Annotated in this window: 18 protein-coding genes; 12 read left to right on the forward strand and 6 right to left on the reverse strand. The window is 69.6% G+C overall.

The annotated features are described in order from the left end of the window. Nucleotide 1 precedes the first annotated feature (1 nt). From G3580_RS17310 to G3580_RS17320, 3 genes are all read left to right on the forward strand, one after another. Nucleotides 2–1,894, forward strand: a complete 1,893-nt coding sequence (locus G3580_RS17310) for a sensor histidine kinase (RefSeq protein WP_173767607.1) — start codon at nucleotides 2–4, stop codon at nucleotides 1,892–1,894. Between the two features lie 185 nt (nucleotides 1,895–2,079). Further along, nucleotides 2,080–3,228: an FIST N-terminal domain-containing protein gene (locus G3580_RS17315; RefSeq protein ID WP_173767609.1), complete on the forward strand. Its 1,149-nt coding sequence runs from the start codon at nucleotides 2,080–2,082 to the stop codon at nucleotides 3,226–3,228. Further along, nucleotides 3,225–6,251 (forward strand): EAL domain-containing protein, encoded by a 3,027-nt coding sequence (locus G3580_RS17320; protein WP_173767610.1) that lies wholly within the window; start codon nucleotides 3,225–3,227, stop codon nucleotides 6,249–6,251. Before G3580_RS17315 ends, G3580_RS17320 begins: the two co-directional genes overlap by 4 nt. A 36-nt stretch (nucleotides 6,252–6,287) precedes the next feature. Here G3580_RS17320 and G3580_RS17325 read toward each other — a convergent pair whose 3' ends face one another. The 5 genes from G3580_RS17325 to G3580_RS17345 form a co-directional block, all read right to left on the reverse strand. Then, nucleotides 6,288–7,406 carry an FUSC family protein gene (locus G3580_RS17325; protein WP_228720704.1) on the reverse strand — a complete coding sequence of 373 codons (1,119 nt, stop codon included), beginning with the start codon at nucleotides 7,404–7,406 and terminating at the stop codon, nucleotides 6,288–6,290. Between the two features lie 188 nt (nucleotides 7,407–7,594). Then, entirely contained in the window at nucleotides 7,595–8,026 is a 432-nt protein-coding gene (locus tag G3580_RS17330; RefSeq protein ID WP_173767614.1) for a PaaI family thioesterase, read from the reverse strand. 116 nt (nucleotides 8,027–8,142) lie between these two features. Then, the gene (locus tag G3580_RS17335; protein ID WP_173767616.1) at nucleotides 8,143–8,976 is read right to left on the reverse strand and encodes a CmcJ/NvfI family oxidoreductase; all 834 of its coding nucleotides are present in this window, start codon (nucleotides 8,974–8,976) and stop codon (nucleotides 8,143–8,145) included. Between the two features lie 176 nt (nucleotides 8,977–9,152). Continuing rightward, a complete protein-coding gene (locus G3580_RS17340) occupies nucleotides 9,153–11,468 on the reverse strand; it encodes an ABC transporter substrate-binding protein (RefSeq protein ID WP_173767618.1) in 2,316 nt (771 codons plus the stop codon). A 213-nt stretch (nucleotides 11,469–11,681) separates the two neighbouring features. After that, nucleotides 11,682–12,149 carry a winged helix-turn-helix transcriptional regulator gene (locus tag G3580_RS17345; RefSeq protein WP_173767619.1) on the reverse strand — a complete coding sequence of 156 codons (468 nt, stop codon included), beginning with the start codon at nucleotides 12,147–12,149 and terminating at the stop codon, nucleotides 11,682–11,684. A gap of 130 nt (nucleotides 12,150–12,279) precedes the next feature. On the opposite strand from G3580_RS17345, the gene G3580_RS17350 reads away from it, so the two are divergent. Both G3580_RS17350 and alr read left to right on the forward strand, forming a co-directional pair. Continuing rightward, a complete protein-coding gene (locus G3580_RS17350; RefSeq protein WP_173767621.1) occupies nucleotides 12,280–13,590 on the forward strand; it encodes a D-amino acid dehydrogenase in 1,311 nt (436 codons plus the stop codon). Next, complete coding sequence (alr, locus tag G3580_RS17355) at nucleotides 13,587–14,663, forward strand: alanine racemase (protein ID WP_173767623.1); 1,077 nt, start codon at nucleotides 13,587–13,589, stop codon at nucleotides 14,661–14,663. Before G3580_RS17350 ends, alr begins: the two co-directional genes overlap by 4 nt. Before the next feature lie 22 nt (nucleotides 14,664–14,685). Here the strand turns inward: alr and G3580_RS17360 are convergent, their stop codons facing one another. Next, entirely contained in the window at nucleotides 14,686–15,105 is a 420-nt protein-coding gene (locus G3580_RS17360) for a hypothetical protein (protein WP_217424525.1), read from the reverse strand. A 119-nt stretch (nucleotides 15,106–15,224) separates the two neighbouring features. Here G3580_RS17360 and G3580_RS17365 point away from each other — a divergent pair, with 119 nt between their 5' ends. The 7 genes from G3580_RS17365 to G3580_RS17395 all read left to right on the forward strand — a co-directional run bounded on the left by G3580_RS17365 (nucleotide 15,225) and on the right by G3580_RS17395 (nucleotide 20,109). After that, a complete protein-coding gene (locus G3580_RS17365; protein WP_173767627.1) occupies nucleotides 15,225–15,698 on the forward strand; it encodes an SRPBCC family protein in 474 nt (157 codons plus the stop codon). A 160-nt stretch (nucleotides 15,699–15,858) separates the two neighbouring features. Then, nucleotides 15,859–16,371, forward strand: a complete 513-nt coding sequence (locus G3580_RS17370; RefSeq protein WP_173767629.1) for an SRPBCC family protein — start codon at nucleotides 15,859–15,861, stop codon at nucleotides 16,369–16,371. 21 nt (nucleotides 16,372–16,392) lie between these two features. Beyond that, nucleotides 16,393–17,817, forward strand: coding sequence for a HAMP domain-containing sensor histidine kinase (locus tag G3580_RS20295; RefSeq protein WP_173767631.1), 1,425 nt, complete (start codon nucleotides 16,393–16,395; stop codon nucleotides 17,815–17,817). Beyond that, entirely contained in the window at nucleotides 17,786–18,421 is a 636-nt protein-coding gene (locus G3580_RS17380; protein WP_228720705.1) for a response regulator, read from the forward strand. The genes G3580_RS20295 and G3580_RS17380 overlap by 32 nt, the downstream gene beginning before the upstream one ends. A gap of 145 nt (nucleotides 18,422–18,566) precedes the next feature. Next, nucleotides 18,567–19,295: a tetratricopeptide repeat protein gene (locus tag G3580_RS17385; protein ID WP_173767634.1), complete on the forward strand. Its 729-nt coding sequence runs from the start codon at nucleotides 18,567–18,569 to the stop codon at nucleotides 19,293–19,295. Continuing rightward, the gene (locus tag G3580_RS17390; protein WP_173767636.1) at nucleotides 19,292–19,780 is read left to right on the forward strand and encodes a MotA/TolQ/ExbB proton channel family protein; all 489 of its coding nucleotides are present in this window, start codon (nucleotides 19,292–19,294) and stop codon (nucleotides 19,778–19,780) included. The genes G3580_RS17385 and G3580_RS17390 overlap by 4 nt, the downstream gene beginning before the upstream one ends. Continuing rightward, nucleotides 19,777–20,109, forward strand: coding sequence for a DUF2149 domain-containing protein (locus G3580_RS17395; protein WP_228720706.1), 333 nt, complete (start codon nucleotides 19,777–19,779; stop codon nucleotides 20,107–20,109). Before G3580_RS17390 ends, G3580_RS17395 begins: the two co-directional genes overlap by 4 nt. The last annotated feature ends 77 nt before the right edge of the window (nucleotides 20,110–20,186 follow it).

Below are 20,186 nucleotides of genomic sequence, written 5' to 3' on the forward strand. Positions count from 1 at the left end.
GATGCGCTACCGCATCCGTGCCCTGCTCGGCTATCTGCTGCCCTGGTGGCTGCTGATTCCCGCGGCCGCCTACCTGGTGTACGAGGCGCGTGTCACGACCGAACTCGAACGTGCCGGACGCGACCAGGTCGAGCGCCTCGGGCTGGTGGCCAACACCCTGCGCACGGCCGCCAAGCAACTGCAGGCGGATATCCGCTTCATCCGCCAGGTCACCGCCTCGACCCTGACGCAACTGCCCCCCGCCGCGGCGGCGGACCGGCTCGCCGGGCTGTTCCGCGACTTCATGATCGCCCATCCCGACTACATGCAGGTGCGCTTTCTCGACGACGGCTGCCACGAACGCGTCCGCCTCGACGCCGACCCCGAGGCGGGACCCGTCCGCGTGCCCGACGCGCAGCTGCAGGACAAGTCCGGACGCCCCTACTGCAGCATCACCCGCACCCTGTCGCCCGACGACATCTACCTCTCGCCCCTGGATGCCAACATCGAGCACGGTCGGGTCGAGATCCCCATCCGGCCGACCCTGCGCATCGCCGCCCGGGTCGTCGACGACTCCATGGCCGCCCCGGGGGTCGCGGTGCTCAATCTCGATGCCGGCGCGGTCCTGGCCAACTTCGCACGCATGGGCGGCGCGCGCCTGCACCTGCTCAACGACCGTGGCCAATGGCTCCATGCCCCCGACCCGCAAGACGCCTTCGCCTTTGCCCGGGGCGAGCCGAAGCGCGACATGGGCCACCGTCATCCCGCCGCGTGGCAGGCCATGCGGGCGGCACCGGGCAACTCGGGTCAGTTCATGACAGCGTCGGGCCTGTGGTACTTCATCCGCTTCCACCCGGGTGACGCCAACACCCCCTACGCCCCGACCTGGTACATCGCCGACCAGCTCCCCCACACTGCCATCGCCGGGATCCGCGGCACCCAGCGGGACTTCGTGCTGCCCATCGCCGGCGGCACGCTGCTGATCCTCACCCTGCTGGCGATCTCGCTGGCCAACTCCCACGCGCGCCACGCCCGCACCTCGGCGCGACTCGCCAAGGCCAACATGGCGCTCAACCGCTCCCTGGCGCAATTGCAGACCTCCCTGGACGACCGGGTACGCAGCGAAAAGCTGGCCTCCCTGGGCCTGCTGGTGGCCGGCGTCGCTCACGAACTGAACACCCCGCTCGGCAGCGCCATGCTCAATCGCGACGCGCTCCATGCACAGCTCGACACCCTGCGCCGGGCCTATGCGGCCGGCCTGCGCGAATCCGATGTCACCGGCTACCTTGAGCGCACCTCCGGGGGGCTGGACCTGCTCAGCGCGAACCTGGCGCGCACCTCGACCCTGATCACCGAATTCAAGCGGGTCGCGGCAGAGCGGGCCACGGCGGAACGGCAGCGCTTCGAGCTGGCCGGCGTGATCAGCGCCCTGGTCACCCTGATGCGCGGCGACGCCCGACGGGAGCGGATCCGGATCGTCACCGAGGTGCCTGCCGGCATCGCGCTGGACAGCTACCCCGGCCCGCTGGGGCAGGTCATCCAGAACCTGGTGGCCAACGCCGAGCGCTACGCCTATCCGGAGGAGACCGGCGGCGACATCGTCATCCGCGCCCGGCGCGACGGCGAGCAGGCCGTGATCACGGTCAGTGACAACGGTCGCGGCATCCCCGAGGCCGACCGGGAACACATCTGGGACCCGTTCTACACCACCGGCCGCCACTTGGGCGGCACCGGCCTGGGGCTGCACATCTGCCAGCAGATCGCCGAACACCTGCTCGGCGGCTCGCTGACCCTGGTCACGCCGCCGGGCGCACCGGGCACCGAGATGTGCCTGCGCATTCCGCTCACGGCCCCGGCGGGCGCACCGTCCGGACCCGATCCGGATACCCGGAGCGGCGCCACCACCGACGCCTGAATCTCGCCCCGAGCCGCCCTGTAAACGCCTGCATACCGCGCCGTATGGCGAAATTCGCCCTAAAGCCGGTCTCTTACCATACCGTTACCACTAAGGTAGTATGGCTACTCAAAAACAGATGCGACATCGGTCCAACGAGCCCGATGCGACCAGGGGAACAGCCGGTATCGGCGTGAGGAGAGCACGTGGGCACAATCCAGGTTGCCACTTCCGGGGAGCCGTCGACGCGCGCTGCGGTGGAGAACATCCTCCGGCAACTGTCCGGCCGCAATGATGCGCTGGTCGTCGTGTTCTTTGCCAATCGCTACGACGCACCCGTGCTGGCGCAGGCCCTGCGCGCGGGGCTGCCCGAGCATACCCGGCTGATCGGCTGCTCGACCGCCGGCGAGATCGGCCCTGCCGGTTATCAGGAAGAATCCATCGTCGCCATCGCGCTGCCCGCGGACGACTTCACCGTCGCCACGGTCAAGGTCGACCACCTCGCCGACCTCGACATGCCCGCCTGGCGCTACGCCCTCGAAGCGGCCATGACCCGGATCGCACCGGCCCACGAGCACGACGGCGGCACCTTCGCGTTCACCCTGATCGACGGCCTGTCGCGCCGGGAAGAAGCCGTCGGCCACGCGGTGCAGGCCCTGATCGGGCAGATCCCGCTGATCGGCGGCTCGGCCGGCGACGGGCTGCAGTTCGTGCGCACCCGCATCCTCCACGAAGGCGACATCGCCAGCGATGCCTCGGTAGTGGCACTGGTGCGCACCCGCCGCCCCTTCCAGCTGTTCAAGTCCCAGCACGTGATCCGCAGCGACGTGCGCATGGTGGTCACCGGCGCGCGGCCGGCCGAACGCATCGTGACCGAGATCAACGGCCTGCCGGCGGCGGAGGAATACGCCCGCCTTGCCGGCGTCTCCCTCACCGAACTCGACCCCATGGCCTTCGCCGCCTATCCGGTGCTCGTGCGCGTGGGCGGCGCCGAACATGTGCGCTCGATCCAGAAGGTGAACGCGGACGGCAGCCTGAGCTTCTACTGCGCCATCGAGGAAGGCATCGTGCTGACCCTGGCCACCGGCACCGATCCGCTGCGCACCCTGTCCGAGAGCCTGGCCGAGTGCGAAGCGCGGATCGGCACGCTCGACATGGTGCTGGCTTGCGACTGCATCCTGCGGCGGCTCGAATTCGGCCAGCGCGGCACCCGTGAGGCGGTCTCGGCCTTCCTCAGGGAACGCCATGTGGCCGGCCTGGCCAGCTACGGCGAGCTGTATCGCGGCGTGCATGTGAACCAGACCTTCACCGCGATCGCCTTCGCCCCCCCACGCGACGACGGCGCGCCCGCATGAGCCAGCACCCGCCCGCCACCCCCGACCGCATCGCGGTGACCGGCTCGGTCCAGCAGGAGCTGGCCCGCCGCGACAAGATCATCCGCGTGCTCATGGACCGCGTCGAGCGCGGCATGGACGCGCAGAACCCGGACTACAGCTTCTTCGAGAAGGCGGTGGTGCTCGGCGAGCAGGTCGAACAACGCACCACCGAGCTGGCCCGGGCGCTCGACACCCTGCGCGGCCTGAACGCCGCGCTCGACCATGAACGCCGGGTCTCCGAGGCGGCGCGGGCACGCCTGTCCGCCGCCCTGCGCAGCAGCTCCGACGGCTTCGCCCTGTTCGACGAGGACGATGCCCTGATTCTGCGCAACCCGGTGCTGCAGCAGGTGTTCGCCGACATGGTGCACCCCGAGCTCGGACAGACCTTCGCCGAAATGATCGAAGGGCTGGCCAACAGCCCCTGGGCGCAGCGCTGGCAGGCACTGCACCAGGCCGCGCGCGCGGGCCGCGCCGCCAGCGACGAAATCGAACTGCCCGCCGACCGCTGGCTGCGCATCTCCGAGCAGCCCACGCCCGACGGCGGCATCGTCGGCACCTACACCGACATCAGCGACATCAAGGCCCGCGAGAGCCTGCGCCGCGAGCGCGAGCAGGCCGCCCAGGCCCTGCTGCTGCAGACCACCCTGGACAACCTCGAACAGGGCGTGCTGGTGCTCGACGCCGGCGGTCGCGTGGCGGCATGGAACCGGCGCCTCGAGGAGATTCTCGACCACGCCCCGGTGCACATCGGCATGACCTGCGAGCAGCTGCCGCACATCGGCAGCGCCCCCTGCATCCGGCACAGCAAGCAGTGCGACACCTCGGAATGCTGCGACGCCGCCGTGCCCTGCGAACTGGTCCTGCCCGACGCGCGCTTCCTCAACCTGCGCAGCGTCGGCCTGCCCGACGGCGGCCGCGTCATCACCGTCAGCGACATCACCGACAAGCGCCGCCAGGAGGCCCGCATCCAGGGCCTGCTCGACGAGATGCGGCTGATCTTCGAGAATGCCCACGTGGGCATCGCCCATGTGCGCGGACGCGAGATCATCAACTGCAACTCGCGCTTCGCCGCCATGTTCGGCTGGGATTCGGCGAGCGAGCTCATCGGCCAGCGCACCGCCGTAATCTACGAAGGCGAGGACGACTGGCGCGAGCAGGGCGCGACCATCTACCAGGACCTGCTCGAACACGGCTTCAGCGACCGCACCGGCTGGCACCGGCGCCGCGACGGCAGCCCGATCTGGTGTCACCGGGTCGGCCGCCCGCTGCATGCGGACGACCCCCACGCCGGCTCCATCTGGGTGTTCGCCGACCTCACCGAACGGCGCGAACACCAGCAGAAGCTGCTGCTCGCCCAGAAAGTGTTCGAGCACTGCGCCGAAGCCCTGCTGGTGACCGACGACAAGGGCATCATCGTCGATGTGAACGCCGCCTTCACCCGCATCAGCGGCTTCCGGCCCGAGGAGGTGATCGGGCAGACTCCGCGGGTGCTCAAGTCGGGTCGCCACGACGACGACTTCTACGCCGACATGTGGAAGCGCCTGATCCAGTTCGGCCACTGGAGCGGCGAAGTGTGGGACCGGCGCAAGAACGGGCAGGTCTATCCCAAGTGGCTGTCGATCGCCGCGGTGTTCGACGAGCAGGGCAAGATCACCAACTTCGTCGCCGCCTTCGAGGACGTGACCGCGCGCAAGCAGGCCGAGGAGCGCATTCAGGCGCTGGCCGAGCACGACCACCTGACCGGCCTGCCCAACCGTCTGCTGCTGCGCGACCGCTTCACCCACGCGCTCGAGAAGCGCAAGCGCACCGGGCGCGCGATGGGCTTCATGTTCCTCGACCTGGACCACTTCAAACGCATCAACGACTCGCTCGGCCACCAGGCCGGCGACCAGCTGCTGGTCGCCGTCGTCAAGCGCCTGCGCCAGGTGCTGCGCGAGGCCGACACCATCAGCCGGCTCGGCGGCGACGAGTTCGTCATCCTGGTCAACGAGATCGACGAGCCCGGCGACGCCGCCCGCATCGCCGACAAGATCATCGACGCCCTCAAGACCCCGGTACGCATCGGCGACCGCTCGCTCACCACCAGCGCGTCCATCGGCATCGCCATGGTGCCCATGGATGGCAGCGACTTCGACACCCTGCTGCAGCGCGCCGACACCGCCATGTACCGCGCCAAGGAACAGGGACGCGGCGCCTACGCCTTCTTCCGCCAGGAGATGAACGAAGCGGCCACGCAACGGCTGGAGATGGTCAACGCCCTGCACCGCGCCCTGGCCGAGAACGCCTTCACGCTGGCCTACCAGCCCGTCGCCCGGGTGGCCGACCAGCGCTTCAGCAGCGTCGAGGCCCTGCTGCGCTGGCAGCACGGCGGACAGGCCATCTCTCCGGCGGAGTTCATCCCCGTCGCCGAGGAAACCGGCCTCGTGGTCCCCATCGGCGAGTGGGTCATGGCCGAAGCCTGCCAGCAGGCGCGGCGCTGGCGCGACGCCGGCCATCCGCTGCGGATCGCGGTCAATGTCTCCGGATTGCAGATCTACCGCACCGATATCGTGGACCTGCTCATGCGCTGCACCCGCGACGCCGGCATCGGCACCGACGTCATCACCATCGAACTGACCGAGTCGATCCTGATGCAGGACAGCAACACCGTGCGCGAGATCATCGCCGACCTCAAGCACATCGGCTCCTCGGTGGCCATCGACGACTTCGGCACCGGCTACTCCAGCCTCTCTTACCTGTCGCGCTTCAAGGCCGACAAGCTCAAGATCGACCGCTCCTTCATCGCCAAGGTGGAAACCAGCGAGGAGGACCGCGCCATCGTGCGCATGGTGGCCGACATTTCCCGCGTCCTGGGCATGCGGTGCGTGGCCGAGGGCGTGGAGAATGCGTTGCAGTTCGACTTCGTGGCGCGCTGCGGCTGCGATCTGGTCCAGGGCTTCCACATCAGCCCGCCGCGCCGGGCCAGCGAGGTGCTTCCCCTGCTCGCGCACCCGCCGGACTGAAACCTGCCGGACATCGCGCCCGGACATGCATCGTCGTCATCGATCCACTGTGCGACGGCGCTTCACACCTTCCGGTCCCTGCCCCCCCAACACTCGGCGCAACGGCGCCCCGACGGCCTGGCGAACGCCCTGGCTGTGAATCGCCATCCCGCCCAGAAATCCGACCAGACTGCCCAGCACGGTGTCGATGAAGCGCGCCTGAATGAGCGCGGAGGCATCCCCGAGCGGGAAGCTCGTTGCGTCGCCGAGCAGAATCGCCATCGGGGTGATGAACACGGTCGCGAACCCGTAGTGACGCACCACCAGGGTCTCGATGACGAAGGCCAGCACCATGACCAGCGGCACGAAACCCCAGCGGTCGAACGGCAAGGCGAAGACCAGCCACGTCAGCACCAGCCCCAGGCTGGTGCTGACGACCCGATGAATCTGTCGTTCCCACACGCTGCGCCGGCTGACGCCCTGGATCACCGCCAGACAGCTCACCGCCACCCAGTAGGCCTTGTGCAGATCGAGCAGTTGGGCGGCCAGGAAGGAAACCCCCACGCTGAGACCGACGATGATCGAATCGAAGACGACGAAATCGAACGTGGGCGGCGGAAGCGGCGCCACCGGCAGGGGGTCGCGGATGCGCAGGATGAGCACGCTATAGACGAGCGCGATCACGCCCGCCCCGACCGCGCCCAGCGCAAGCAGGCCGACCCGCTCGGGCACCTGGGCCAGGGTGCCGGGCGCATCCGCACCGATGGCTGCCGCCATCACGAAGAACAGGCTGCCCGGCGGCCCCAGGCGATACACCCGGCACACCATGGTCACCAGGGTGGCGCACAGCGCCAGGGCCGGCATGATGACCGCCGGCAGCAGGTGGCTCAGGACCCCCAGCGCGAAGCAGCCGACCATGCCGAAACCGCAGGCCATGAGCGTGACCATGCGATGCTGCAGCGCGGTGCGCGGCAGGTAGAGGAACACCAACCCGCCCAGTGACCCGATCAGCGCCGGCGCCATCTGGTTGAACCAGGCGCCGAACAACAGCGGCAGCCCCATGGCCAGACTCGCCGCAAAAGGCATCTGCCAGGGGCGATCACTCGCCCGGATGGCGGTCTGCGCGCGCCATTCCGCCCGCACGAACGAGCGCAGTCGATCCTTCCAGTCGTCCATTCCCATCGGCTCGCGGCGCCCTTGTGCTGACCTGCCCTTCCCGCCCGCCATGAACCCGAGGCCGGCGCGGGAAGCGTGATGTCGGAATGCCCATGATCACAAAAACGGAGGCGCCGCGCCATGCGCCCTCGACGCCCCCCGGGACACGGCCGACGCTGCAGCACCCGATCGGGATCGGCCCCGGGCCTTCACCCCGATCCGCTCAGGTAAAAGGCCCCGACCGCCTTGCCGATGACGCGCTCACCGACGCTCGCCAGCGCTTCGGCCACCGCCAGGCGGCCGCCCATGCGCAGGATCGACACCTCGAGGCTGACGCGATCGCCCGCCAGTGCCGGCTCGCAGTAGTGGATGTCCAGCTGGGTGGTGACGACGCGGCACGGGCCCCGCCCGCGGCGGCTGGCCTGGCGATACACGCGCTCGCCCAGTGCGCTGTCCAGCGCGCAGGCGAGCACCCCGCCGTGCAGGGTGCCGCCGCCATTGAGATGGCGCTCGGTCACCTCGAAGAACACGGGTTGCGTGCCGTCGTCGCCCCCGCCTTCGATGCGCACCATGGGATTGCTCGACAGATGGCGAAAATCGCTGTCAATGCCGTTCTCCGGGCTGGTTTCACGCGGCGTCATTGATGCTTCCTCCGTGTTTTCGGGTGCCGCATGCGGCAAGGGGTTCTGGAAACAGGTGTCGTCGCGGAACGAATCTGCTGGCCACGGCACCCGCGATGCCGGGCATTCGTCCGTGCTCACGGCGTGCGCCAGTGCCGAAGGCGGACCACGCAGCGCGACTCGATGCTTCGCCGCCGGGCCTCCGGTGAGGGATCGGTGGCGACGGCGCAGTGAAAGACGGCCGAATCTTCCTCGTGGGCCGAATCGAAGCTCACGAAGACCAGGGTCTCGGTCGCCCGCATTCGCGGGAAGCAGCCCCAGCGATGATGATCCGCGCCCCGCAACAGCTGAAACTCGCCGGTGCGATCGGCGTAGCGCAGCTCGCAGCGCACCCGGTCGGCGGCACGCACCGAGGCGCGCTCACACAGCGCGAGCGGAAAGGCGCTGACCGGGTCGTCGGCGGAGCGCCACAGGTTCAGGATCAGGAAGCGGTCTTGCGCGGCCGCGCCGGGAAACGCCGTGTGGATCACCCGCCAGGCCGATGCCGGCGAGTAATCGGCATGCGCATAAGCGACCGCCCCCGGACGCGACCGGCCGAGCTCGCGCCCGATCCCGCCGGCGCCGGCCTGGCCGTGCTGCTCCCGCGCCTGGTGGTCGAAGACCCGAATGTCTCCCGCCAGGCAACGCCCCACCAGGGCGATGATCTCGGCGTCGTAGCTCGCCGTATCGCGCGGGACGTCGGCATCGAAGCGCACCGGCGGGCACCCCTCGACCAGGACGTAGCCGTCGGCCGCCAGTCTGGCGCGGCTCGCCGAGCGGCGCAGATCACCGAGTGGAACGGGGCGGTCGGCAAAGACCGCATTGCTCCAGGGCTGCTTGCCCGCGGGCGGCACCATGGACTGATACGCGGGTCCGTCCGCGCTGACGAAGCTGCGGACATCGACCCACATGGATGCGGATATCGCTTGCATTATTCTCATCCTCATGACACACGCTCACTGGCGCGAAGATCGCGCCAAGAGCTCTTATTCTTTTGATGTATCGCAAGCCGATCAAACGGAATGTTTGCATCGAATGGATGAGAAATACGCATTCATGTCACCGGCCAGGGTGACGCTGCGGACGCCGGCGGCGTCCCGGAGGCGGGTCAGTGTCCGGCCCGGGCAACGGGGCGGGTCACGGCGCGGCTCGCGGGCAGGAACACGAGGGTGAAGCAGGCGCCGCCGTCGGGATTGTTGCTGGCGAGCAGTTCGCCGTGGTGCAGGTGCATGAAGCCCTGTGCGATGGAGAGCCCCAGGCCGCTACCGCCCGCGCCGGTGCGGGTGGCGCTCGACTGGGTGAAGCGCCAGAAGATGCTTTCCAGTTCGTCCGGCGGGATGCCGGGCCCCTGGTCGCGCACCTCCAGCGTCAGTTCCTCGCCCGGCGCGCCCAGCCGACTGCCGGTCGTTTCCCGAATCTGGAGGGTGATCGTCGAGCCGGGCGGAGAGAACTTGATCGCGTTGCCCAGCACATTGACCAGCACCTGGTGGATACGTTGGGCGTCGCACAGGGTGTCCGCAGGCCCGGGACTGTCGGCCCACGCGACCCGAATGCCGCGATCCGCCAGCAGGCCGCTCATTTCCTCGACGACCCGCTCGGTCAGGTGACGCAGGTCGGTGGTCTGCGCGAACAGCGCGATCTCGCCGGACTCCAGACGCGACAGATCGAGCAGGTCATCGACGAGCCGCGACAGGCGCTCGGCGCTGTCGCCGATGTTGGAAAAGTACACGGGGATCTTGTCGAAGTCCTGTTTCGCGCTCCTGCGGCTTCCCATGCGCGCATACGCGAGAATCGCATGCAGCGGCGTGCGCAGCTCGTGGGACATCTGGGCCAGAAATTCATTCTTGGCCTGGTTGGCATGCTCCGCGGCCAGTTTTGCGGTGACCAGTTCGCTGGTGCGCTGGACCACCTTCGCCTCCAGGTGGCGATGGTGTTGTTCGAGTTCCTGCTCGAGCTGGTGCTCGGCGGTGATGTCGTGGCCGATCGACAGCAGACCGGTCGCCCGGTCCGCGCCGTCGCGGATGACCCGATTCGACCAGCGCACCCAGATGCGTCGGCCATCCCGGGTGATGTTCTCGTTCTCGTTTTCTCCGTAGTGCTCCGGCGCCTCGAGCAGCCCCTCGATCATGGCGGACAGATCCCGCCGGGTGCCGGATTCCACTTCCGGCACGATGGTGCCGACGACGCCCCGGTTCAGCACGTCGTCGGCCCGATATCCGAACACCTTCTCGGCCACTTCGTTGAAATAGATGATGGTGCCCTGCATATCCATGCGGATGATGATGGCGTTGGCGTTCTCCACCAGCTCGCGATATTTCGCCTCGCTGGCGTTCAACGCCCGCTCCGCCTGCTTGCGCTCGGCCACCTCGCGATGCAGCCGCTGGTTGATGCGCTGCATCCGCGCCAGCACGGCCCAGGACAGCACCAGCGCGAGGGTGGTGCCAAAGGCCACCCAGATCAGCCAGCTCGGGACGGGCTTGGGATTGGGGTCGTAGAGGAACCCGTCGAGGTCGAAATCGGCGGCGATCTTGCCCTGGCTGGCATAGACGCTCACCACGTGGCGCCAGCGCCCGCGGCTCATGTAACCGGGCTCGACGATGTCCGGGCGGGTCAGCTCGCGGATCTTCTCCGCCTCGAACAACAGGTGCGCCCGGGTTTTGTGCTGGGTGTTGTAGCGGGCAATGATCAGCTCGGCAATGTCGCCCGGATGATCGAGCGCATAGACCATGCCCTTGAGCGTGGCCTCGCGAAAGGCGCGGACCACCTCGGGTCGCGCCTTGAGCATCGCCTCGCTGGAAAACAGCATGTTGCCGAACAGATCGATGCCCGCGGAACGCGCCGTCAGCAGCAGATAGTCGTGCGCCCGTGCCTGAACGAGGAAGGGCTCGTTGGACACATAGACGGCCTTGGCGGCGATCTGGCCCCGGTCGAGGGAATCGAGGGTCCAGTCGGGCTGGTCGACCAACCGGATCTGGTCCTTCTTGATGCCCGACGCGAGCAGATAGGCCTCGATTTCGTCCCGGCTGTGCGGGTCCACCGCGACGGGGCGCCCGGCGAGATCGCTGACGCTGTCGATCCGGGCCGTTCGCCGCGCCAGCAGCGCGATTGGCGAGTGTTGCATCAAGGTCGCCAGAACCACCACCGGCGCCCCCTGGGCGCGCTCGACCACCAGGGACGAAGTGCCGACACCGAAATCGGCCCGCCCCTGGGTGACTTCGCGGACCGCATCGATGCCGGGGCCACCTTCCTTGATGGTGACCGACAGCCCCGCGTCCCGGTAGTAGCCCATGGCCTGCGCCGCGTAGAAGGCGGCAAACTCGAACTGGTGCTTCCAGATCAACTGGACGGAAACCGCCTCGCGGGCCAGCGCATTCGACCCGAGGCATCCGAACAGCACGCACAGCAGGAGACGCACGACTCGCATGCGCCCCCCCGAATGCCCGCATGGCGTCGAAGCGGATGCCAGCGGTGTGCCGGCGACCGTCGAGCGCATGCCGCATGCGTGTCTTGTCCGTTGATTCATGGTGTTTTTTTACGGCAGGAGGCCGATCCATCCTGAGTGGAATTTCCGACACGCCAAAACCCATGACCATGGCAATCGGCGCAGGCACGGCCGCTCGACGCCGGAGCACCGACCCTAAGGCTCCACCGGCAGGCAGCTCGTCTCCTTGACCTCTTCCATCACCACCGCGCTGCGCGATTCGGCCGCTGCCGGCAGCTTGAGCAGGATCTTGCCGAGCAGGCGGCGGTATTCGCCCATGCGCCCGATGCGGGCCTTGATGAGGTAGTCGAACTCACCGGACACCAGGTGGCATTCGAGCACCTCGGGGATGAACATCATCTCCCGGCGCACCTGGTCGAAGGCCTCTTCGGACTTGGTGGCCAGCTTGATCTCGACGAACACCAGCAGGGCGCGGTCCAGCGCCGCCGGGGCCACATGGGCGTGGTAGCCGGTGATCACCCCTTCGCGTTCCAGGCGGCGCACGCGCTCGGTACACGGGGTGGCGGACAGGCCGATCTGCTCGGCCAGTTCGGTCATGGTCATGCGGCCGTCGCGCTGCAACAGCGCGAGGATCTTGCGGTCAATACGATCGAGGTCGCGCATTTCACTCCTCCCCCCGGTCGCGCCCGGGGAAAACCCCGGCCGCGGTCCGGCCGAGAGGGTCGAATTTGGTGAATTTCACTTCGTATTCACCCATAGGATAGCGAAACCACCAACGATTCGGAGATCAACCATGGATGTCCTCGTGCTCGGCAGTGGCGTGATCGGCACTACCACCGCCTACTACCTGGCCCGCCAGGGCGCCCGCGTCACCGTCATCGACCGCCAGGACGGGCCGGCGCAGGAGACCAGCTTCGCCAACGCGGGGCAGATCTCGCCGGGCTACACCGCGCCATGGGCGGCGCCGGGCATCCCGCTCAAGGCGCTCAAGTGGCTGTTTCAGCGCCACGCGCCGCTGGCGATCCGGCCCGACGGCAGCGGCTTCCAGCTCGCCTGGCTGATGGCGATGCTGCGCGAATGCACGGCGGCGCGCTACACGATCAACAAGTCCCGCATGATGCGCCTGGCCGATTACAGCCAGCAGTGCCTGCATGCCCTGTGCGCGGAGATCCGCCTCGACTACGAAGGCCGCGCGCTGGGCACCACCCAGGTGTTCCGCCACCGCGCCCAGCTGGAGGCGGCGCGGCGCGACATGGCGGTGCTCGCGCAGTTCGGCGTCCCCCACGAGCTGCTCGATGCCGACGCCGTGTGCGCGGCCGAGCCGGCGCTGGCGCGGGTCGCGCACCGGTTCGTGGGCGCGTTGCGCCTGCCGCGTGACGAGACCGGCGACTGCCACCTGTTCACCCGCGCCCTGGCGGCCCAAGCCGCCGCGCTGGGGGTGCAGTTCCGCTTCGGCGAACGGATCGACGCGCTGATCGGCGACGGCCACCGGATCACCGGGGTGCGCGTGGGCGATACGGTGCTCGGCGCCGAGCGCTACGTGCTCGCCCTGGGCAGCGACAGCCGTGCCCTGCTGCGCCCCCTGGGGCTGCGCCTGCCGGTCTATCCGGTGAAGGGCTACTCGCTCACCCTGCCGCTCGCCGACCCCGACGCCGCACCGCGCTCGACGGTGATGGACGAAACCTACAAGGTGGCGCTGACCCGCTTCGACAACCGCCTGCGGGTCGGCGGCATGGCCGAGCTGGCGGGCTTCGACCTGCGCCTGTTGCCGCGCCGGCGACGCACCCTCGAGAAGGTGGTGCGCGAGCTGTTCCCCGACGCGGCGGACCTGGCGCGCGGCGAGTTCTGGACCGGGCTGCGGCCCATGACACCCGACGGCACGCCCGTCGTCGGGCGCACGCCGCTGCGTAACCTGTTCCTCAACACCGGCCACGGCACGCTGGGCTGGACGATGGCCTGCGGATCGGGCAAGCTCGTGGCCGATCTGGTCACCGGGCACGCGCCCGGGATCCGCACCGACGGGCTGGGCCTCGAGCGCTACGACACCGCGTCGTCCCACGGCCTCGCCCATCGTCTCGGCACCCTCCACCGGAGTTCCCATTGAGCCGCCCGGCCTTCGCCCATGTCGATCTGAACGCCCTGAGACACAACTACCAGCTGGCGCGCAGCCGCCACGGCGGGCGCGCCCTGGCGGTAATCAAGGCCAACGCCTACGGCCATGGCGCCGTGCCCTGCGCGCGCGCGCTGGCCCCCGAGGCGGACGGCTTCGCGGTGGCGGTGGTCGAAGAGGCGGTGGCCCTGCGCGAGGCGGGCATCGGCGGCCCCATCCTGGTGCTGGAAGGCGCCTTCGGCGCCGACGACCTGGCCCGTGCCGAGGCCTTCGACCTGTGGCTGGTGGTGCACCACCGCGACCAGGTGTTCCTGTTCGAGCAGCATCCGCCGACGCGCCCGGTGCCGGTGTGGTTGAAGATGGACAGCGGCATGCACCGGGCCGGCTTCGCGCCCGGGCACTTCGCCGCGGCGCACGAGAAGCTCGCCAGCCTGCCCGGCGTGGGCGAGATCACGCTGATGACCCATTTCGCCCGCGCCGACGAGCCCGACGAGCTCGCCACGGCGCGCCAGGTCAGGACCTTCGACGACGCCACGGCGCAGCTGCCGGGCGCGCGCAGCCTGTGCAATTCCGGCGGCATCCTGGGCTGGCCACGGGCGCATCGCGACTGGTCGCGCCCAGGCATCATGCTCTACGGGGCCGATCCGATGCCTGCCGAGGGCCACGGGCTCGAGCCGGTGATGACCCTGGGCAGCGCCATCATCGGCGTACGCGAGCTGCCCGCGGGCGAGGCGATCGGCTACGGCGGCCGCTTCGTCACCGAACGGCCCACGCGCATCGGCCTGGTGGCCATGGGCTACGCCGACGGCTACCCGCGCACGGCGCCCGACGGCACGCCGGTGGCCGTGGACGGCGCCCTGACGCGCCTCATCGGCCGGGTGTCGATGGACATGCTGATGGTGGACCTGACCGAGCTGCCGGCGGCGGGCATGGGCGCGCCGGTGGAGCTGTGGGGGCGCACGGTGCCGGTCAACACGGTCGCCCGCGCCGCGGGCACCATCGCCTACGAGCTGCTGTGCAACGTCAAGCGGGTGGGCTTCCGCCACGCAGACGGGCCGCCCGCCTGACCGCCCCCCTATCGGGGCGCGTTCAGTCGCCCGCGCCGGCGTCCTTCGATGCGTCCGGGCGGACCGCCGCGCGGGAGGTTTCGGCGCCCAGCTCGTCGGCCATGTAGCGCAGCAGATGGGTGCGGCCGCGATGGGTGCTGACCCCGACCCAGAGCAGCACCGCCACGCTGCACACCAGCACGATCGGCAGCGCGGGGGGATGGATCACGGCCGCCAGCACGATGGAGAGCATCACCAGCCACACCATCACGATGGCATTGCGGCGGATGTTGACCAGGCAGCGCTCGGCCGCGTCGAGCGAGTCGACGCCCGCCTCGCGCAGGGCCTGTGCCACCGCGGCGTAATCGCGCGCCTGCTTGGCGGCCTGGCGGCCGAAGGGATCGTTCAGGGACATGGGAATGCACCACAGTGAATCGGACGGCTTGCGGCCGGCAGGACGCATGATACGCTGTCCGGGCCGCCTCGCGGACGCCGCGCCCGGCCGCTATATTGAAAGCGCGGAGCGTCGCTTGCCCGCGCACACGCGATGACTGGAATCCGGAACCCTGTGGAGACAAGGCCATGACCTCAGCCCAATTCAAACAGTTCGCCCCCACCGGCGACTTGTCGGTGGAAGAGAGCACCACCCTGCACGCCAGCCCCGCCGACGTGTGGGCGATGATCGGCACCTTCGCCGACCTGGACTGGCATCCGGCCATCATCCGCACCGAGATCGTCGAAGGCCTGCCCGGCTCGATCGGCGCGATCCGCCAGCTCACCACCGGCGACGGCGCGGTCATCAACGAGGAGCTGCTGTGGCAGAACGACGCCGGCCACATGCTCATCTACCGCATCGTCGAGTCGCCCCTGCCGGTGGACAACTACGTCTCCGAGATGGAGCTGACGCCCGACGGCGACTACTGCCGCTTCACCTGGCGCAGCCGCTTCGACGCCAAGGAAGGCGTCAGCGACGGCGAGGCGCTCGACGTGATCTCCGGCATCTACCGCGCCGGCATCGAGACCCTGCTGAACAAGTTCGGCGGTACCCGCCACTGACGCCGGCCGGGGATGCGACCGGGCATTTTGCCCGGCTTTGGACAGGTGCTACGCCCACGCCAGAGGCGGGCGGGCACGGCACCATGCCAAGGGTCTGCTCGGTTCGTGCGTGCGCGCCCGGACCCGGACACCCCAATCACAAGATCCCTGGAGACATCACATGACCTTCTCGCGTATCGCAAAAGCCGGTGCCGCCCTCGCCTGTGCGGGCTTCGCCCTCGGCGCCAGCGCCGCCGGCACCCTGTCGGTGGATGCATCGACCCTGCTCAAGGCCCCGCCGGCCGCCGTCTGGCACACGGTGGGCAACTTCGGCGACCTGAACTGGCATCCCGTCATCGCCAGCACCGAGATCATCAAGGGCAAGGCCGGCCACGCGGGCGCGACCCGCAAGCTGACCACCCAGGACGGCGCCGTCATCGTCGAGGAAGAGCTGTCGCAGGACAACGCCCACCGCAAGTACGCCTACCGCATCGTCGAGTCGCCCCTGCCGGTGACCGACTACGTCTCCGAACTGGAGGTGACCCCGGAAGGCAAGGGCAGCCGGGTGAGCTGGCGCAGCCACTTCAAGGCCAAGGAGGGCGTGAGCGATGCCGATGCGCATGACGCCATCGCCGGCATCTACAGCGCCGGTTTCGAGGCGCTGCAAAAGCAGTTCGCCCCTGCCGGACATTGATCCATTGCACCAGGGCGCGGCATGACTCCATCGCCTGAGCACACCCAGGCAGCCGCGCCCGGCTTCGACCTCAAGCGTCACCTGATCATCCGGGTGACGCTGTTCGCCTGCCTCATCTGCGTGCTCGCCAGCGCCGTGGTCTTCGACCAGGCGGCGCGGCGCATCCGCGAGCATGTCAAACGCAGCGGCGCCACCATCGAGCAGCTCATCGCCCGCGAGCTCGACGACGAGCGCCCCAGCTTCGACCGCCGGCTCGATTCCCTCCAGCTGGGCATGCTCAGCGAGCTGGGCCTGCTGCTCAAGCTGTGCATCACCATCCAGGACATCTACGGCAGCGCGCCGACCCACCGCTGCTTCGGCACCGACGCCTCCCACCCGCCCGGCTGGGTGCGCGCCCTGCTGGCGCGCTGGACCGGGCCGGAGGCGCGCTTCGCCGGCCTCATCCGCCGCTACCCGGGCATCAAGGTGGGCGACTTCGTGCTCACCCCGGACGTGGACAGCGAGGCCGCCGAGGTGTGGTCGCAGCTCACCCTGGTGCTGGCCATCACCGTCGGCGTGCTGCTGGTCAACCTGCTCGTCTACCTGCCGGTGCGCCGCGCCCTGCGCCCCACCGACCGCATTCTCGACACCATCGCCCGCCTCGAGGCCGGCGACCTGTCGGCGCGCATGCCGCGCCCGCGCCTGATCGAGCTGCGCCGCATCGCCGAAGGTTTCGACCACCTGGCCGAGCGCCTGCAGCGCACCGACCGGCGCCAGCGCCAGCTCGCCCAGCGCCTGCTCTCGGTGCGCGAGGAAGAGCGCCGCCGCCTGGCGCGCGAGCTGCACGATGAATTCGGCCAGAGCCTCACCTCGATCCGCGCCGAGGCCAGCGTGGCCGCCGAGGACGCCGGCGACCGCCTGCCCGAGCTGCAGACCTCGCTGTCGGCCATCGGCCGCATCACCGCCACCATGATGGAGAACCTGCAGCGCATCCTGCACCAGCTGCGCCCGGTGGGGCTGGAGGCCTTCGGCCTGCGCGCCAGCCTCGAGCAGCTGGCCGACAGCGCGCAGCGCATCCGCCCCGGCTGCGCCGTCACCCTGCAGGTGCACGGCGCCATCGACGAGCTGCCCGCCGACCTGACCGCCAGCCTCTATCGCATCGTCCAGGAAGGCCTGAACAACGCCCTGCGCCATGCCGAACCGGAACACATCGAGGTGCGCCTCGAACGCGACGAGACCGGCATCGAGCTGCGCATCGTCGACGATGGCATCGGCCACCACCGCGACACCCGCGGCAGCGGCCTGGGCGTGCTGGGCATGACCGAGCGGGTCGAAGCCCTCGGCGGCCGTTTTTCGCTGAACCCGCGCCGCCCGCGCGGCATGGAGGTGTGCGCCCGCTTTCCCAACCGCGCCGCCGAACCCGAGGAGGAATGGGATGAGCATGATCCGCCTGCTGCTGGTCGATGACCATGCGGTGGTCCGCGAAGGTTACCGGCGCCTGCTCGAGCGCCGCGGCGACCTGCATATCGTCGCCGAGGCCGGCACCGCCGGCGAGGCGCTGAACGCGTTCCGCGAGCACGGCCCCGACGTGGTGGTGCTCGACCTCGCCCTGCCCGACATGGGCGGCGTCGAGCTCATCGGCCGCCTGCGCGCGCGCGACGCCAATGCCCGCATCCTCGCCTTCTCCATGCACCGCGAGCCGCTCTTCGCCGCCCAGGCGCTCAAGGCCGGCGCGCTCGGCTACGTGACCAAGAGCAGCGAACCGAACGTGCTCGTGCAGGCGGTCTACAAGGTGGCCTCCGGGGCACGCATGATCAGCCCCGACATCGCCCCCGAGCTGGCCATGGCCCTGCTCGACGAGGCCCCCGACCCGTTGCGCGACCTGTCGCCACGCGAGTTCGAGGTGCTGCGCCTGCTGCTCGACGGCCACAGCCACGAGGCCATCGGCCAGCGCCTGTCGATCAGCCCGAAGACGGTGCAGAACTGCCACTACCAGATCAAGAGCAAGGTCGGCGCGAAGAACGACATGGAGCTGGCGCGCATCGCCGCGCGCTGTGGGCTGAGCACCTGACCGGCGCCCCGCCCCATCGGCGCTGACGTCCGGCGGGGGTTCCGCCCGCCGCGGGCGGGGCAATCTGCCCGAAGCGCCCCCGGGCGGTTCACGGCGCCCGCCACGATGGCCAAGATGACGGCGTCACGCCCGATGGAGCCGTCCCATGCCCGCCCCCCTGATCCGCGCCGCCGCCCTTGCCGCCACGCTGGCGCTGGCCGCACCCGCCCACGCCCTCATCCCGCCCACCTCCTGCGGCGGTCCGCCCAACGAAAACGGCGAGGTCAGCGACCTGTCGATGGACTACTGGGTGCATCAGCCCGCCAGCAGCACCATGTGCGCCTACGGCTACTGGGCGGAAAAGTGCGGCGACCATGCCACCGCCATGGCGATCTTCGACAAGTGCATCGACGCCGGCTTCGTCGGCGCCATGATCTGGAAGGCACTGATGCTCGAATCGGGGGTAGCGGTCGAGCGCGACGACGCCGCTGCCGCCGAACTCATGCGCCGCGCCGCCCACAGCGACGACACCGACTACGCCACCCTCGGCAAGCTGCATTGGGCCACCGCCCTGTACCTGGGCAAGGGCGTCAAGCGCGACGAGGCCGAAGCCATGAAGTGGTTCCGCGAGGCCGCCGCCGAAGGCGACCCCGACGCCCAGCACTTTCTCGAGACCGGCAACCACACCGCCGACCGCGACCTGCAGGGCCGCTCGGTGGCCGGCCAGCTCGCCGCCCAGGGCCCGCAGGGGCAGAAGCTCGCGCCGGTGGACACCCCGCCGGTCGCCCCCGCGCCGGCCACCCCCATGGGCCGCATCGTCGCCCTGCTCGCCGCCCTCGTCATTTCGGGCGCCGTGTATCGCGCCTGGCCCCGCCGCGCAGAGGCGTCCGCATGATCGCCGCGCTCGACACCACCATGTACCACCTGGGGCAGCTGTTCCTCGCCCCGGTGCTGTGCGCCATCGCCCTGCTGTTCGCCTACGCCTGCGTCAGCCTCGGCGCCTTCCTGTGGCAGAGCGGGCAGCGGCGCGCGCGGCGCGGCGCCGGCTTCGAACTCGTCCAGGCCTGGCGCGCCGCGCCGCAGCTGAGCCAAGCCGATCTCGAACTCATCGCCCTGCAACGCCTCGACACCGCGCGCATCGCCACCCGCGTGGCCCCCATGCTCGGCCTCGTCGCCACCATGATCCCCATGGGCCCGGCCCTGCGCGCGCTGGGCAACGGCCAGCTCGCCGACGTCTCCCAGGCCCTGGCCATCGCCTTCTCGGCGGTCATCCTCGCCCTCATCGCCGCCTCGGTCACCTACACCGTGCTCAACGTGCGCCGGCGCTGGTACGCCGCCGACCTCGCGCAGATCGAACGCCTGCGCCGGGAGGCCCCATGATGCGCGGCGGCCTGCTCGACGACGCCCACGACGAGGACCCCATCCTCTCGGTGGTGAACCTCATCGACGTCTTCCTCGTCCTCATCGCGGCGCTGCTGCTCACCGTCGCCAACAGCCCCCTGTCGCCCTACGGCGCCGACCAGGTCACCGTCATCCGCAACCCCGGCGCCCCGGACATGGAACTGGTGGTCAAGGACGGCGAGAAGATCGAACGGTTCAAGGCCGACGGCAGCGGCGGCGCCGGCGGCGGCGTGCGCGCCGGCATCGCCTACCGGATGCAGGACGGATCGATGGTGTATGTCCCCGAGGCGCCTGCCGGCCGCCACTGACGGTTGCGTTGTGCCTGCCTCTTGATGCGCCGCCCGCGGGCGGCGTTTTTTTGTCGACGACTGCGACCGGCCGCCTG

Source organism: Nitrogeniibacter mangrovi, assembly GCF_010983895.1.
Lineage (GTDB): Bacteria > Pseudomonadota > Gammaproteobacteria > Burkholderiales > Rhodocyclaceae > Nitrogeniibacter > Nitrogeniibacter mangrovi.

Excerpts from the sequence above, each read along its gene's own strand:
- G3580_RS17370 (WP_173767629.1), top strand. The coding sequence starts at position 15,859 with ATGACCTTCTCGCGTATCGCAAAAGCCGGTGCCGCCCTCGCCTGTGCG.
- G3580_RS17325 (WP_228720704.1), bottom strand. The coding sequence starts at position 7,406 with ATGGACGACTGGAAGGATCGACTGCGCTCGTTCGTGCGGGCGGAATGG.
- G3580_RS17345 (WP_173767619.1), bottom strand. The coding sequence starts at position 12,149 with ATGCGCGACCTCGATCGTATTGACCGCAAGATCCTCGCGCTGTTGCAG.
- G3580_RS17385 (WP_173767634.1), top strand. The coding sequence starts at position 18,567 with ATGCCCGCCCCCCTGATCCGCGCCGCCGCCCTTGCCGCCACGCTGGCG.
- G3580_RS17350 (WP_173767621.1), top strand. The coding sequence starts at position 12,280 with ATGGATGTCCTCGTGCTCGGCAGTGGCGTGATCGGCACTACCACCGCC.
- G3580_RS17330 (WP_173767614.1), bottom strand. The coding sequence starts at position 8,026 with ATGACGCCGCGTGAAACCAGCCCGGAGAACGGCATTGACAGCGATTTT.
- G3580_RS17380 (WP_228720705.1), top strand. The coding sequence starts at position 17,786 with ATGAGCATGATCCGCCTGCTGCTGGTCGATGACCATGCGGTGGTCCGC.
- G3580_RS17320 (WP_173767610.1), top strand. The coding sequence starts at position 3,225 with ATGAGCCAGCACCCGCCCGCCACCCCCGACCGCATCGCGGTGACCGGC.
- G3580_RS17360 (WP_217424525.1), bottom strand. The coding sequence starts at position 15,105 with ATGCGTCCTGCCGGCCGCAAGCCGTCCGATTCACTGTGGTGCATTCCC.
- G3580_RS17310 (WP_173767607.1), top strand. The coding sequence starts at position 2 with ATGCGCTACCGCATCCGTGCCCTGCTCGGCTATCTGCTGCCCTGGTGG.
- G3580_RS20295 (WP_173767631.1), top strand. The coding sequence starts at position 16,393 with ATGACTCCATCGCCTGAGCACACCCAGGCAGCCGCGCCCGGCTTCGAC.
- G3580_RS17335 (WP_173767616.1), bottom strand. The coding sequence starts at position 8,976 with ATGCAAGCGATATCCGCATCCATGTGGGTCGATGTCCGCAGCTTCGTC.
- G3580_RS17390 (WP_173767636.1), top strand. The coding sequence starts at position 19,292 with ATGATCGCCGCGCTCGACACCACCATGTACCACCTGGGGCAGCTGTTC.
- G3580_RS17395 (WP_228720706.1), top strand. The coding sequence starts at position 19,777 with ATGATGCGCGGCGGCCTGCTCGACGACGCCCACGACGAGGACCCCATC.
- G3580_RS17365 (WP_173767627.1), top strand. The coding sequence starts at position 15,225 with ATGACCTCAGCCCAATTCAAACAGTTCGCCCCCACCGGCGACTTGTCG.
- G3580_RS17340 (WP_173767618.1), bottom strand. The coding sequence starts at position 11,468 with ATGCGAGTCGTGCGTCTCCTGCTGTGCGTGCTGTTCGGATGCCTCGGG.